15 protein-coding genes are annotated in these 13,502 nt (G+C 72.8%); 11 read left to right on the forward strand and 4 right to left on the reverse strand.

Translation table 11 applies throughout. From position 1 onward, the window contains the following. Nucleotides 1–222 precede the first annotated feature (222 nt). The 4 genes from FB563_RS24325 to FB563_RS24340 all read left to right on the forward strand — a co-directional run bounded on the left by FB563_RS24325 (nt 223) and on the right by FB563_RS24340 (nt 4,106). A complete protein-coding gene (locus FB563_RS24325; RefSeq protein WP_142218903.1) occupies nt 223–1,440 on the forward strand; it encodes an NYN domain-containing protein in 1,218 nt (405 codons plus the stop codon). Between the two features lie 81 nt (nt 1,441–1,521). Further along, complete coding sequence (locus tag FB563_RS24330; protein ID WP_142218904.1) at nt 1,522–2,535, forward strand: ABC transporter ATP-binding protein; 1,014 nt, start codon at nt 1,522–1,524, stop codon at nt 2,533–2,535. Between the two features lie 76 nt (nt 2,536–2,611). Next, entirely contained in the window at nt 2,612–3,433 is an 822-nt protein-coding gene (locus tag FB563_RS24335; RefSeq protein ID WP_055710060.1) for an ABC transporter permease, read from the forward strand. Nucleotides 3,434–3,467: 34 nt separating this feature from the next. Continuing rightward, nucleotides 3,468–4,106 (forward strand): hypothetical protein, encoded by a 639-nt coding sequence (locus FB563_RS24340; protein WP_055710056.1) that lies wholly within the window; start codon nt 3,468–3,470, stop codon nt 4,104–4,106. A 177-nt stretch (nt 4,107–4,283) separates the two neighbouring features. Here the strand turns inward: FB563_RS24340 and ybaK are convergent, their stop codons facing one another. The 4 genes from ybaK to FB563_RS24360 form a co-directional block, all read right to left on the reverse strand. After that, entirely contained in the window at nt 4,284–4,784 is a 501-nt protein-coding gene (gene ybaK / locus FB563_RS24345) for a Cys-tRNA(Pro) deacylase (protein WP_055710055.1), read from the reverse strand. Nucleotides 4,785–4,832: 48 nt separating this feature from the next. Next, nucleotides 4,833–5,573 carry an LON peptidase substrate-binding domain-containing protein gene (locus FB563_RS24350; RefSeq protein WP_055710054.1) on the reverse strand — a complete coding sequence of 247 codons (741 nt, stop codon included), beginning with the start codon at nt 5,571–5,573 and terminating at the stop codon, nt 4,833–4,835. An 11-nt stretch (nt 5,574–5,584) separates the two neighbouring features. Next, on the reverse strand, nt 5,585–6,637 hold the full coding sequence (locus FB563_RS24355; protein WP_199833024.1) for a hypothetical protein: 1,053 nt from the start codon (nt 6,635–6,637) through the stop codon (nt 5,585–5,587). Nucleotides 6,638–6,795: 158 nt separating this feature from the next. Beyond that, nucleotides 6,796–8,373: a hypothetical protein gene (locus FB563_RS24360; RefSeq protein ID WP_055710058.1), complete on the reverse strand. Its 1,578-nt coding sequence runs from the start codon at nt 8,371–8,373 to the stop codon at nt 6,796–6,798. A gap of 172 nt (nt 8,374–8,545) precedes the next feature. On the opposite strand from FB563_RS24360, the gene hisD reads away from it, so the two are divergent. Genes hisD through FB563_RS24390 form a run of 7 tightly spaced genes read left to right on the forward strand, consistent with a single transcriptional unit; the run spans nt 8,546 to nt 13,502 of the window. Further along, a complete protein-coding gene (gene hisD / locus FB563_RS24365; RefSeq protein ID WP_055710053.1) occupies nt 8,546–9,871 on the forward strand; it encodes a histidinol dehydrogenase in 1,326 nt (441 codons plus the stop codon). Beyond that, nucleotides 9,868–10,980 carry a histidinol-phosphate transaminase gene (locus FB563_RS24370; protein ID WP_055710052.1) on the forward strand — a complete coding sequence of 371 codons (1,113 nt, stop codon included), beginning with the start codon at nt 9,868–9,870 and terminating at the stop codon, nt 10,978–10,980. The genes hisD and FB563_RS24370 overlap by 4 nt, the downstream gene beginning before the upstream one ends. Further along, nucleotides 10,977–11,570: an imidazoleglycerol-phosphate dehydratase HisB gene (gene hisB / locus FB563_RS24375; RefSeq protein WP_055710051.1), complete on the forward strand. Its 594-nt coding sequence runs from the start codon at nt 10,977–10,979 to the stop codon at nt 11,568–11,570. Before FB563_RS24370 ends, hisB begins: the two co-directional genes overlap by 4 nt. Nucleotides 11,571–11,574: 4 nt before the next feature. Beyond that, nucleotides 11,575–11,739 carry a hypothetical protein gene (locus FB563_RS43065; protein ID WP_055710050.1) on the forward strand — a complete coding sequence of 55 codons (165 nt, stop codon included), beginning with the start codon at nt 11,575–11,577 and terminating at the stop codon, nt 11,737–11,739. Next, on the forward strand, nt 11,730–12,380 hold the full coding sequence (gene hisH, locus FB563_RS24380) for an imidazole glycerol phosphate synthase subunit HisH (protein ID WP_055710049.1): 651 nt from the start codon (nt 11,730–11,732) through the stop codon (nt 12,378–12,380). Before FB563_RS43065 ends, hisH begins: the two co-directional genes overlap by 10 nt. 4 nt (nt 12,381–12,384) lie before the next feature. Continuing rightward, nucleotides 12,385–13,110, forward strand: a complete 726-nt coding sequence (priA, locus tag FB563_RS24385; protein ID WP_055710048.1) for a bifunctional 1-(5-phosphoribosyl)-5-((5-phosphoribosylamino)methylideneamino)imidazole-4-carboxamide isomerase/phosphoribosylanthranilate isomerase PriA — start codon at nt 12,385–12,387, stop codon at nt 13,108–13,110. Further along, nucleotides 13,107–13,502: a RidA family protein gene (locus FB563_RS24390; protein WP_142218905.1), complete on the forward strand. Its 396-nt coding sequence runs from the start codon at nt 13,107–13,109 to the stop codon at nt 13,500–13,502. Before priA ends, FB563_RS24390 begins: the two co-directional genes overlap by 4 nt.

Here is a 13,502-nt window from a genome sequence, read left to right on the forward strand (position 1 = left end):
GATCTGCCTCCTGTGGGGGATCTAGGGGCCAGGGCCGGGACCAGATTCACATACGCTGACATCAAGCGCATGTCGGATAATTACCGTGTGTGACAGGGGAGGTGGGTGCGGCGGATCCGGAAACGCCACGCCGAAGATCGAGTTCGGGCCGTTAACCTCCGCGCCGTCGGGCAGACTCGAAGGAAGTCCGAAGCAAAACCTCCCGGGAAGAGGGTGAGTCGCGTGGACCGCTGCATCGTCCTGGTGGACGCCGGGTACCTGCTGGGAGCCGCCGCCAGCCTCCTCGCCGGTGAGCCCTCGCGGTCCCGGATCACCGTCGACCACACCGCGCTGATCCAGGCGCTGCGGGTACGCGCGGAATCGGAGACCGAGCGCCCGCTGCTGCGCATCTACTGGTTCGACGGCGCGCCCGACCGCGTCCCCCAACCGGAGCATCGCCGGCTGCGTGTGATGCCCCGGGTCACTGTCCGGCTCGGCGCCCTGACCCGCAGCGACGGACGCTGGGCGCAGAAGGGCGTGGACGCCGCCATGCACGCCGAGCTGACCGAGCTGGCCCGCAACCGCGCCTGCTCCGACGTCGTCCTCGTCACCGGCGACGGTGATCTGCTGCCCGGCATGATGGCCGCCAAGGAGCACGGTGTCGCCGTTCACCTGTGGGCCGTACAGGCCGCCGACGGCGACTACAACCAGTCCGAGGACCTGGTCGCCGAGGCCGACGAGCGGCGTGTGCTGGACCGCGCCTGGATCACCCAGGCCGTCCGCGCGAAGGAGCTGACCGGCGTCTGCGCGCCGCCGCCCGCGCCCCGGCCCGAGATCGCCGCGATCCTCTCCGCCCCGCTGCCGGAGTCCGCGCTCGCGGGAGCGGCCGAGCGCCCGCCCGAAGACGGCGTGGCCCAGCCGGCCGCGGCGGTGACGGAGAACGGCACCCAGGAGCGGGCCACCGCCCACAAGGGCGTCCCCACCCCCAAGGACCTCGCCGCGCTGCGCGCCCCCGGCGCCCACCCCGTCCAGCACCCGGCGACCGCGACCCTGCGCTGGTCCTCCGACAAGGGCTGGGTGGACCGGCCGGGCGTGGTCGCCGAGCCGCCCGAGGTCGCCTCCATGCCGACGCTGGCCCAGCTCACCACGGCGGAGCAGCGGTGGGCCGACCGCGAGGAGGACATCACCACCGTCGGCGGCGACCCGTACGAGGTGGGACAGGTCTTCGCCCGCCGCTGGATCTCCCGGCTCGGCGACCAGGTCCATCTGCAGCGGCTCTCGCAGCTGTATCCGCGCATCCCGCACCGCATCGACGGGGAGCTGCTGCGGTACGCCGCGCGGTTCGGGCTGCTCGCCCACAAGGACGACCAGATCGACGAGCACGACCGCTACGCCATTCGGGCGGGGTTCTGGCGGGAGATCGACGTGCCGGCGGCGGCGGAGAGCGTGACCGGGGAGTGACGGCCGGCGTTCCTTACCGGCCGAGGACGGAAGTGCCCCCAAAGGCGAGTAAAGGGCCACGACCCCGTACTCTCGTCCCTTGTGAGTACGCGCGCGGCACAGGCATCTCGGCATGACGAGGTCGTACGCGTGCGCGGGCTCGGCAAGACCTATCCGGCCGTCAAGGGGCGGCGCGGTGCGCCCGGCACCCCCGAGGTGCGGGCCACCGACGGGGTCGAGCTGGACGTGCGGCGCGGCGAGGTCTTCGGGCTGCTCGGGCCGAACGGCGCCGGCAAGTCCACGCTCGTACGGCAGCTCACCGGGCTGCTCCGGCCCGACACCGGCAGCGTCGAGATCCTCGGGCACGACATCGTGCGGCACCCCGAGCGGGCCGCGCGTCTCCTCGCCTACCTGGGGCAGGAGTCCTCCGCCCTGGACGAGCTGACCGTCTCCCTGGCCGCCGAGACCACCGGACGCCTGCGCGGCCTGGACGCGGCGCGGGCCCGCGCCGAGCGGGACGCCGTACTGGAGGAGCTGGGGCTCGGCCCGATCGCCGGGCGGGCGCTGAAGAAGCTTTCCGGCGGGCAGCGCAGGCTCGCCTGCTTCGCCGCCGCCCTCGTCGGCGAGCGGCCGCTGCTCGTGCTGGACGAGCCGACCACCGGCATGGACCCGGTGGCCCGGCGCGCGGTCTGGGCGGCCGTGGACCGGCGGCGCGCCGAGCGCGGTACGACGGTGCTGCTGGTCACCCACAACGTCATCGAGGCCGAGACCGTAATGGACCGGGTCGCCGTCATCGACCAGGGCCGGGTGATCGCCTGTGACACCCCGGCCGGGCTGAAGGAGCGGGTCGCCGGCGAGGTGCGGGTCGAGCTGGTGTGGCGCGACCGCGCGCCGCTTCAGGTGCCCGAGGTCGCCGCGCTGCGCGAGCGCGCCGTGGAGTCCGGCCGGCGCTGGACGCTGCGGCTCGCGCCCGAGGAGGCCCGCGCCGCCGTCGCCACCGTGACCGGCGGGGCCGCCTTCGCCGCCCTGGACGACTTCACCCTCGCCACGCCCAGCCTGGAGGACGTCTACCTGGCGCTCGGCGGCGCGGCCCGGCAGGGGTTGGTGAAGGCGTGAGCGCGGCGGCCGTGCGGTGCGTATGGGTCTGTACGTCGGTCTGCGCGATCGCCGTGGGGAAGAGGAGCAGCTCGTCGTGAGTGTCGTACCCGCCGAGGTTCTGCCGGGCGGTGCCCGGGCCGTGCCGGAGACGGCGCCGGGCGCGGCCGAGCTCGGGCCGGCCGCGCGGCTGTGGCCGTCGCTCGTGGCCGTCTACCGGGCGCAGCTGTCACGGGCCCGGGTGGCGCGGATCCCGCTGCTGTTCGTGGCCACCTTCCAGTCCGTCGGCATCACCGTGATGATGCGGGGCGTCGTCGACAGCGGCAGTGAGGCCCAGTCCGTGGTGGCGGGGTCGTCGGTGCTGGTCGTCGCCTATGTGGCGCTGAATCTGCTGTCGCAGTACTTCGGGCAGCTGCGGGCCAGCGGCGGGCTCGATCACTACGCCACCCTGCCGGTGCCGCCGGCGGCCGTGGTGCTGGGCGCCGCGGCGGCGTACGCCTCGTTCACCGTGCCGGGGACGCTGGTGACGGCCGTCTTCGGGTGTGTCCTGTTCGGGCTGCCGCTGGGCAATCTGTGGATCCTGGTGGCCGTGATCCCGCTCGCCGGGGCCGCGCTGTCCGGCCTCGGCGCCGCCTGCGGGCTGCTGGCGCCGCGGCCCGAGCTGGCCACGCTGCTCGGGCAGCTGGGCATGTCGGCGGCGCTGCTGCTGGGGGTGCTGCCGGCCGACCGGATGCCGGAGGTCGTGCGGCTGGCGCGGGATCTGCTGCCGTCGACGTACGGGGTGGAGGCGTACGCCCGGACCTTCGGGGCCCATCCGGACTGGGCCGTCGTCCTGGCCGACCTGGGGGTGTGCGCGGGTGTCGGAGTCGTCTCGCTGGCCGTGGCGGCGCGGGCGTACCGCAGGGCCGCCGTCCGGTGACGCGGCGCGCGGGACGGCCTGGCACGATGTCAGGGTGACCGCACCGCTGACTCCGCCTCCGCCGCCGCACAACCAGTCCTCGAACGATGTCCGGCAGGCGCCGCCGCCCGCCGGGATGTCCGGGGGCGTGTACGAACAGGACGGCCCCGGGATGAAGACCGAACTGCGGGATGCCGCCGTGATCACGGTGGCCGTGGCCCTGGGCGGTGTGCTGTTCGGGCTGCTGTGGTGGTGGCTGGCGCCGCATGTGCCGCTGGTCGGCGACGTGGTCGACAGGAGCTGGGTCGTCTACCTCAAGGACAGCGAGGGCGAGCAGGCGGTGGGGGTGGACGGCACGTTCACCCTGCTGGGGCTGGGACTCGGGCTGGTCAGCGCGGTGGTCGTCTTTCTGGCGCGGCGGCGCGGGGGTGTGCCGGTCGTGGTGGCCCTCGGACTCGGCGCGCTGCTCGGGTCGCTGCTGGCGTGGCGGCTCGGGATATGGCTGGGGCCCACCTCCGACGTGCTGGCGCATGCCAAGCAGGTGGGGAAGGGGGTCACCTTCTCGGCACCGCTGAAGCTGGGCGCGAAGGGCGCGCTGCTGGCCTGGCCGTTGGCGGCGCTGTTGGTCCACCTCGGGCTCACGGCGTTGTTCGGGCCGCGTGATCCCGAGCTGCCGTATCCGCAGCAGCCGTAACCAGGGGGCTCCGCCCCCCTGGACCCCCCGTTTCCCGTCCGCCCACCCGACTCGGTGGGCTGAGAGCGCACCCGCCCGGCCGAGCTCGCTCCGTAAGGCGCCCGGTGTCGCCCACCGGAAAGGCGTTCGTCAGCCCCGCCCGATCGGCGCCTGGCGTCGCCCTCCGTAAGGCGTCCGTCAGCCGCGCCCGATCGGCGCCAGCACCGCGTCCGTCAGCTTCGCCAGATCCCCCGGCGCCAGCTCCACCTCCAGGCCCCGTCGGCCCGCCGACACGCAGATCGTCTCGTGGACCTCGGCCGAGTCGTCCAGGACCGTCGGCAGCCTCTTGCGCTGACCCAGGGGCGAGATGCCGCCCCGCACATAGCCCGTCGTCCGCTCGGCGAGCGTCGGGTCGGCCATCGTCGCCCGTTTGCCGCCCACCGCCGCCGCCAGGGCCTTCAGGTCCAGGGAGCCGGACACCGGGACCACGGCCACGGTCAAGGTGCCGTCGACATCGGCCACCAGCGTCTTGAAGACGCGCTCGGGGGACACGCCCATCGCCTCCGCCGCCTCCTCGCCGTAGGAGGGGTGGGAGGGGTCGTGGTCGTAGGAGTGGACCGTGAAGTCCACGCCGGCCGACGACAGGGCGACCGTCGCGGGGGTGCCTCCGGACTGCTGCTTCTTCGACTTCTTCGCCATCCGTGTCCCTCAGCCGTGTTCCTCAGCTGTCTTCCTCAGCCGTCTTGCTCAGTTCAGGCTCGTCGGCGCCCGGGTCAGCTCGAACGCGGGCAGCGACGGAAGGCTACGGATGATGGCCGTCTCGGCGCGAAGGAGTTTCAGCTCGTCGCGCAGGCGGGACGCGGTGTCGGGGGCCTGGAGCAGCCGCTGTTTGGTCGGCGTGTCGTGCACCATCGCCGCCGCCACCAGGTACGACACCACCGAGGGGTCGTCGGGGAGGTCGGCGCCCGTCGACAGCGAGCGCTCGCGTGCGCCCGCCAGCCGCTTCTGGTACTGGCGGAAGGAGCGCAGCACCCCCTCGGCCAGCGCGCCCGCCTCGTCGCCCGGCTCCTCCGGCAGTTCCTCCAGCTCCGCCGTCAGGTACGGGCCCGACGCGTCGACGGAGAGCAGCCGCACCCGGGTCGTGCCCGTCGCCAGCACCTCGTACGTGCCGTCGGCGCGCTCCCGGATGGTCGCCGCGTCCGCCACACAGCCCACTCCGTGGAAGGCCTTGAGTGGGTCGGGGCCGAAGCCCGCGGCCGGTCCGCGGTCGGGCTGTGCGGTGGGGTCCGGCATGCCGGGGGCGCTCGGCGCCACCTCGTAGCCGTCGCGGATGGCCACGACGGCGAACCGGCGCGGCTCGTCCTCCGGTGTCTTGAGCAGCTCGCGCATCATGGCGCGATAGCGCTCCTCGAAGACGTTCAGCGGCAGCACGAGCCCCGGGAACAGCACCGTGTTCAGGGGGAAGAGCGGGAGACGGACGGTGGTCACGACGCCCCAGCCTAGTGGTCACCGGCACCGGCGTGTCCGCCGCGTTCGCCGATGCGGTCCGGGGGCCCGGGGATCAGCCCGGCCGGGGCAGGCGCGGGAGCCGCCGCCAGCAGGTGCTCGCGCAGCCGCAGGAAGTGGCCGAGCGGGTCCTCGGCGAACCGTTCCCAGGGGAAGGACGTGGCGTACGGGCCGATCCGGCCCAGCTCGGCGCGGGCGTCCGCCCAGCGGTCCAGGCGCAGCAGGACGTACAGCAGCTTGTTGCGGATCTCGGCGGGCCACGGGTCGGCCGCCGGGAAGCGCGCGGAGAGCGCGAGCGCGCGGTCGGCGGCCGCGTGCAGCCGGGCGCGTGGCACCTCGTGGCCGCGGCCGTCGGTCAGATAGCCGAAGGCGGCCCGGGCCGGCAGGGCCTGGACGGGCGAGTCGGCCGGGGCGTCCTGCGCGGCCCGCTCGGCGAAGTCGAAGCAGGCGCCGTGCGAACCGTGCCGGAAGGTGGCCAGGTAGCGCAGGGCGGCCACATGGCAGCCGTAGTGGTGCGGGGCCCGGCGGACGGCCGCCTCCCACAGCTCCTCGAAGTACCGGTGCCCGGCCCGTGAGCCGCGCGCGTGGTCCAGGGCGATCCGCCAGGGCACCGGGTCGCGGTCGTCGGCGCGGGCGGCGGCGGTGATCAGCGGGCTCACCTCGCGCAGCAGCTCGGCGCGGGCCGGCGAGGGCCAGGCGCGGTCCACCGCCAGCTGCGCCCCGAGCAGCAGCGGGCCGGGGTCCTCCGGGGCGTTCGCGCGCCAGGCCTCGAACCACTCCGGGCGCGAGCGGGCGAAGGCGGCCAGGCGCCGGGCGTACCGGTCGTGGTTCTCCCACTCGGCCCCGGCGCGGGTGGCCGCGAGCAGCTCGGCCGCGGCCCGGTACTCGCCCCGGCCGGCCCCGACCAGGGCGGGCGAGAGGCGGTCGTCGGGTGCGTCGAGCACGACCTCGTCCCCGGTCGGCGGTCGGCCGGCCGGGCGGACGGGGCGTCTGGTCATCCGGGTGGGGCGGATGAACGAGGGGAGCAGAGCCATGGTGACCACCATTGAAAGACCGCAGGTCGGCGCCGCGCCAGAGGGTGCGCGGAAGTCGCGGAAAGTTGTACGGTCAAGGGTCAAGGGCCGGTAAAGGGTGACTGTTCAACTTTTGGCGGACCGGCGGTTTTCCCCCTCGTCCGGGCCGGCGCTTCCCGCTGTCGTCCGGGTCAGCTGCGCCGCAGCAGCCGGGTCGCCCCCGCCGCCACCGTCGTCGCCAGGATCCAGCCGAGCAGGATCATCACGGCCGCCAGCCACTGCCAGCCGCCGCGCAGCTGCCACTGGCCGACCTGGCCCAGGTCGATCACCGGCAGCAGCAGGTCCAGGGTGAACAGGGCGGGGCTCCAGTAGGGGTGGCCGTCGCGGCTCACCGGCGGATGGTCCGCGTGGGCGAACGCCAGCGTGCCCGCCGCCCACAGCACCGCCATCCACACCGCGGCACGGCCGGGCCGGTAGCCGTAGGCGACCGTCCAGTCCTGGACGTACCCCCAGAACTTCCCGGCGAGCGGCAGTGTCTCGCGGCGCCGGCGCTGCTTGGCCAGCAGCACCTCCCGCGCGTCCTCGTCCTCCCCGGCGGCCCGCAGCACCGCCGCCAGCCGCTCGTACGGCTCCGGGGCGTACTCCGCGGTGGCCGCCGCCACCCAGTCCAGCCGGCCGGCCAGCGGGAACGGGCCGCGCGGGACCAGGTTCTCGTACACGAACCCGCCCATGTGCAGATTTCCCGGGCCCGGCCAGCTCGCCGCCCGGTCCACCAGGCTGACGATCCGCGCGCCGGACAGCACCACCTTGCCGCGCTGCGGCCCGTCCCCGAGGAAGCGCAGCTCCGAGGCGTGCACCCGGCGCAGCGACAGCTCCTGGTCGTCGGTGAGGGTGTACCGGGCCCGCTCGAAGTCGACGGCGTCCCCGAAGCGCCCGTCGTCCAGGCGTATCCCGCCCCGGCACTCGAAGCGCTGGATCCGTGTCCCGCGCGCCGGTGTCGTGCCGCTCAGCAGCGGGCTGCCCACGCCGGCCGGGGTCAGGTAGAGGGTGCGCTCGACGGTCAGCTGGGGGGCGTTCAGGGCGTAGCGGGAGTAGGGGTTGTCCAGGCTGGCGCCGCGCAGGCTGAGCGACACGCCGACCTTGGCGCCGCGCAGCCGCAGCTCGCCGTGCGACTGGAGCATCTCCGCCTGGAGGTCCTGTCCCACGGTCATGCCGTCCGCCGAGATCGACCGCCCGCTGCGGTCGCGGTACACCACCGCCTCGTTGAGCATCAGATCGGTGCCGATGTGGGCGTCCGTCAGCCGGGCCCCGCTCCGGAACCGGCAGCGCGGCAGATGCAGGTCGCCCTCGGTGTGCACCCGGGCCGCCTCCAGCCGGGGCACCGCGCAGTCCACCATGCGCAGGGTGGTGAACCGGGCCTCCGGCAGCAGGACCTCCTCGTCGAAGCGGCAGCCGCGCAGCTCGACGTACGGCCGTACCGTGCCGCCCGAGAGGTCCAGCGTGCCGGTGATCCGCACGCCGGTCAGCTTCAGCGCGGACACCCGGCCCGCGAGTGCCGGCGGGCCGTCCAGCAGCAGCCAGGCCACGATCCGCGCCCGCACGGCACGCTCCGCGCCCCAGGGGTGTCCGCCGTGCGGATCGTCCACCACGGCGTCCCCGCTGCTCAGGTCGTACACACTGCCGTTGCGGAAGGCCTGCCACATGCCCGCCTCGGCCGCGGTCAGCTCGTCCGGCAGGTCCCCGGCGGCGAAGCCGGCCCCCTCGGTCACCTTTGTCCTCTCCTGCTCCCGTGCGTCCTGTACGTTCGTACAGCCGTTCATGCCCGCTCAGTGACGCCCGGAACACTAGAGGTGAAGGAGATCTTCCGAGTTCCGCCACATTCTGTATCAGCCATTGATACGCGCCCACGGCTCGCGAGTGCGGTCTGAGAGAATTGGGACTGTGATCTCCCGAATCGATCTGCGCGGCGACGCCCTGCCCGAGGGCCCCGCCCTGCGCGACCTGCTGCCCCGAGCCGACTTCGATGTTCAGGCCGCCCTGGAGAAGGTGCGACCGATCTGCGAGGCCGTGCATCATCGTGGCGACGCGGCGCTGATCGACTTCGCCGAGAGGTTCGACGGAGTACGGCTGGAATCCGTCCGTGTCCCGGCCCAGGCGCTCGCCGACGCGCTCACGGCCCTCGACCCGGCCGTGCGCGCCGCGCTGGAGGAGTCCATCCGCCGCGCCCGCCTGGTCCACCGCGAGCAGCGCCGCAGCACCCACACCACGCAGGTGGTGCCCGGCGGCTCGGTGACCGAGAAGTGGGTGCCGGTCGAGCGCGTGGGGCTGTACGCGCCGGGCGGCCGGTCCGTGTACCCGTCCTCCGTGATCATGAACGCCGTGCCGGCCCAGGAGGCCGGCGTCGGGTCGATCGCGCTCGCCTCCCCGCCGCAGGCGGAGTTCGGGGGCCTGCCGCACCCCACGATCCTCGCCGCCTGCGCGCTGCTCGGCGTGGACGAGGTCTACGCCGCCGGCGGCGCCACCGCCGTCGCGATGTTCGCCTACGGCACCGAGTCCTGCCCGCCCGCCAACATGGTCACCGGCCCCGGCAACATCTGGGTCGCCGCCGCCAAGCGCTTCTTCACCGGCAGGATCGGCATCGACGCGGAGGCCGGCCCGACGGAGATCGCGGTCCTCGCGGACGACACGGCCGACCCGGTGCACGTGGCCTCGGACCTGATCAGCCAGGCCGAGCACGACCCGCTCGCGGCGGCCGTCCTGGTCACCGACTCCGTCGAGCTCGCGGAGGCGGTGGAGAAGGAGCTTCAGCCGCAGGTCGCCGCCACCAAGCACGTCGAGGACCGGATCGTGCCCGCGCTCAAGGGCAGGCAGTCCGCGATCGTGCTGGTCGACGGCATCGAGGAAGGCCTCCGGGTCGTCGACGCGTACGGCGCCGAGCACCTGGAGATCCAGACCGCGGACGCCGCCGCGGTGGCCGACCGGGTGAAGAACGCGGGCGCGATCTTCATCGGCCCCTGGGCGCCGGTCTCGCTGGGCGACTACGCGGCCGGGTCCAACCACGTCCTGCCCACCGGTGGCTGCGCCTGCCACTCCTCGGGTCTGTCCGTGCAGTCCTTCCTGCGCGGCATCCACATCGTGGACTACACCAAGGACGCGCTCGCCGAGGTCGCCCATCACGTGGTGACGCTGGCGGAGGCGGAGGACCTCCCGGCGCACGGCGCGGCGATCAAGGCGAGGTTCGGCTGGAAGGTACCCGAGAGCAAGTGAGCGACGTGCGGATCGACGATCTTCCCGTACGGGACGAGCTGCGTGGCAAGTCCCCTTATGGCGCGCCCCAGTTGGACGTCCCCGTACGGCTGAACACCAACGAGAACCCCTACCCGCTGCCCGAACCGCTGGTCGAGCGGATCACGGAGCGGGTGCGGGAGGCCGCCCGCGACCTGAACCGCTACCCCGACCGGGACGCGGTCCAGCTGCGCACCGAGCTGGCCAAGTACCTGACGAGGACGGGCAAGTACCCGCTCGGCATCGAGAACGTGTGGGCCGCCAACGGCTCCAACGAGGTCATCCAGCAGCTGCTGCAGACCTTCGGCGGGCCGGGCCGTACGGCGATCGGCTTCGAGCCGTCGTACTCGATGCACGCGCTCATCGCGCGCGGCACCGGCACGGGCTGGATCTCCGGGCCCCGCAACGAGGACTTCACCATCGACCTCGCGGCGGCCGAGCGGGCGATCGCCGAGCACAAGCCGGACGTCGTCTTCATCACCACCCCCAACAACCCCACGGGCAACGCGGTCCCGCCGGAGACGGTCCTCGCGCTGTTCGAGGCGGCGCAGGCGGCCAAGCCGTCGATGGTGATCGTGGACGAGGCGTACATCGAGTTCAGCCACGGCCACTCGCTGCTGCCGCTGCTGGAAGGCCGCCCGAACCTGGTCGTCTCCCGCACGATGTCCAAGGCGTTCGGCGCGGCGGGCCTGCGCCTCGGCTACCTCGCCGCCGACCCGGCGGTCGTGGACGCCGTCCAGCTCGTCCGGCTGCCGTACCACCTGTCGGCGATCACCCAGGCGACCGCGCTGGCCGCCCTGGAGCACACCGACACGCTGCTGGGGTACGTCGAGCAGCTGAAGGCGGAGCGGGACCGGCTCGTCGCCGAGCTGCGCGCGATCGGCTACGAGGTCACCGAGTCCGACGCGAACTTCGTACAGTTCGGCCGGTTCGCGGACGCCCACACCGTCTGGCAGAAGATCCTCGACCGGGGCGTGCTGGTCCGGGACAACGGCGTACCGGGGTGGCTGCGGGTGTCCGCCGGAACCCCGCAGGAGAACGACGCGTTCCTCGACGCGGTCCGTGAAGTGAAGAAGGAGCTTGAGGCATGAGCCGCGTTGGACGCATAGAGCGCACCACGAAGGAGACCTCGGTGCTCGTCGAGATCGATCTCGACGGCACCGGCCGGACCGACATCGCCACCGGCGTCGGCTTCTACGACCACATGCTCGACCAGCTCGGCCGGCACGGTCTGTTCGACCTGACCGTGAAGACCGACGGCGACCTGCACATCGACTCCCACCACACCATCGAGGACACCGCCCTCGCCCTCGGTGCCGCCTTCAAGCAGGCCCTCGGCGACAAGGTGGGCATCTACCGCTTCGGCAACTGCACGGTCCCGCTGGACGAGTCCCTCGCCCAGGTCACCGTCGACCTGTCCGGCCGCCCGTACCTCGTGCACACCGAGCCCGAGAACATGGCGCCGATGATCGGCGAGTACGACACCACGATGACCCGGCACATCCTGGAGTCCTTCGTCGCCCAGGCGCAGATCGCGCTGCACGTGCACGTGCCGTACGGGCGCAACGCGCACCACATCGTGGAGTGCCAGTTCAAGGCCCTCGCCCGGGCGCTGCGGTACGCCTCCGAGCGCGACCCGCGCGCGGCCGGCATCCTCCCCTCGACGAAGGGCGCGCTGTAAAGCCATGAACAGCCTCTCCACCCTGCTGATCGTCGTCGGTCTCTTCCTGGTCGGCGGCATCATCTCCTTCGTCAAGCAGAAGATGCCCGCGAGCCTGATCGTGCTGCTCTCCATCGGCGCGGGGCTTTGCCTCGTCGCGGGCGTCATGCGGCTGGGGGTGTGGAATTGACCGCCGCTGCGAAGAAGGTCGTCGTCTTCGACTACGGCTTCGGAAACGTCCGTTCCGCCGAGCGCGCCCTCGCGCGCGTGGGCGCGGATGTGGAGATCACCCGTGACTTCGACGAGGCGATGAACGCCGACGGTCTGCTGGTTCCGGGCGTGGGCGCCTTCGCGGCCTGTATGCAGGGCCTGCGCGCGGCGCGCGGTGACTGGGTGGTCGACCGCCGGCTGTCCGGCGGACGTCCGGTGATGGGCATCTGCGTCGGCATGCAGATCCTGTTCGCGCGCGGCATCGAGCACGGCGTGGAGGCCGAGGGCCTGGACGAGTGGCCCGGCACGGTCGCGCCCCTCGAGGCCGACGTCGTGCCCCACATGGGCTGGAACACCGTCGACGCCCCCGCCGACTCGGAGCTGTTCGCCGGCCTGGACGCCGACGCCCGCTTCTACTTCGTGCACTCCTACGCCGTCCACGACTGGCAGCTGGAGTCGCACAACCCGGTGATCTCGGCCCCCAAGGTGACCTGGTCGACGCACGGCAAGCCGTTCGTGGCCGCCGTGGAGAACGGCGCCCTGTGGGCCACGCAGTTCCACCCCGAGAAGTCCGGCGACGCCGGCGCCCAGCTCCTCACCAACTGGATCGGAACCCTGTAGAGACATGGCCAAGCTCGAACTCCTCCCCGCCGTCGACGTCCGCGACGGCCAGGCCGTCCGCCTCGTGCACGGCGAGTCCGGCACGGAGACCTCGTACGGCTCCCCGCTGGAGGCCGCCCTCGCCTGGCAGCGCTCCGGCGCCGAGTGGCTGCACCTGGTCGACCTGGACGCGGCCTTCGGCACCGGCGACAACCGTGAGCTGATCGCCGAGGTCGCCAGGGCGATGGACATCAAGGTGGAACTGTCCGGCGGCATCCGTGACGACGCCTCGCTGGCCGCCGCCCTGGCCACCGGCTGCACGCGCGTGAACCTCGGCACGGCCGCCCTGGAGACCCCGGAGTGGGTCGCCAAGGTGATCGCCGAGCACGGCGACAAGATCGCGGTCGGCCTGGACGTGCGCGGCACCACCCTGCGCGGCCGGGGCTGGACCCGCGACGGCGGCGACCTCTACGAGACGCTGGAGCGCCTCAACAAGGAGGGCTGCGCCCGCTACGTCGTCACCGACATCGCCAAGGACGGCACGCTGCAGGGCCCGAACCTTCAGCTGCTGAAGAACGTCTGCGCGGCCACCGACCGCCCGGTCGTGGCCTCCGGCGGCGTGTCGTCCCTGGACGACCTCCGTGCCATCGCCGAGCTGGTACCCCTCGGTGTCGAGGGCTCCATCGTCGGGAAGGCCCTGTACGCGAAGGCGTTCACCCTGGAAGAGGCCTTGGAGGCTGTGTCGTCATGACGTCCGAAGCCGTACGGCGCGTGCAGAGCGGAAGTCCCTGGGAAGAGAGTTTCGGTTTCGCACGTGCCGTCGCGGCGGGCGACCGGGTGCTGGTGGCGGGCACGACGTCCTTCCGGGGCGATGTGCTGTACGGCGAGGGCGACCCGTACGAACAGGCCAAGGTCGCCTTCACCAGCGCCCTGGAGGCGATCGGCGAGTTCGGACTCGGCATCGACTCCGTCATCCGGACGCGGATGTACCTGACCCATGTGCGGGACGTGGACGCCGTCGGCCGGGCGCACAAGGAGATCTTCGACTCCGTGCGCCCCGTCTCCACCCTGCTGGTCGTGGAGGGGTTCGTCGATCCCCGCATCCTGGTCGAAGTAGAACTCGAAGCATTCAGAGGAGCCTGA

Source organism: Streptomyces puniciscabiei, from assembly GCF_006715785.1.
In the GTDB taxonomy this organism is placed as follows: Bacteria; Actinomycetota; Actinomycetes; order Streptomycetales; family Streptomycetaceae; genus Streptomyces; species Streptomyces puniciscabiei.

Excerpts from the sequence above, each read along its gene's own strand:
- ybaK (WP_055710055.1), bottom strand. The coding sequence starts at position 4,784 with ATGGCGAAGAAGTCGAAGAAGCAGCAGTCCGGAGGCACCCCCGCGACG.
- FB563_RS24355 (WP_199833024.1), bottom strand. The coding sequence starts at position 6,637 with ATGGTGGTCACCATGGCTCTGCTCCCCTCGTTCATCCGCCCCACCCGG.
- hisB (WP_055710051.1), top strand. The coding sequence starts at position 10,977 with ATGAGCCGCGTTGGACGCATAGAGCGCACCACGAAGGAGACCTCGGTG.
- FB563_RS43065 (WP_055710050.1), top strand. The coding sequence starts at position 11,575 with ATGAACAGCCTCTCCACCCTGCTGATCGTCGTCGGTCTCTTCCTGGTC.
- priA (WP_055710048.1), top strand. The coding sequence starts at position 12,385 with ATGGCCAAGCTCGAACTCCTCCCCGCCGTCGACGTCCGCGACGGCCAG.
- FB563_RS24390 (WP_142218905.1), top strand. The coding sequence starts at position 13,107 with ATGACGTCCGAAGCCGTACGGCGCGTGCAGAGCGGAAGTCCCTGGGAA.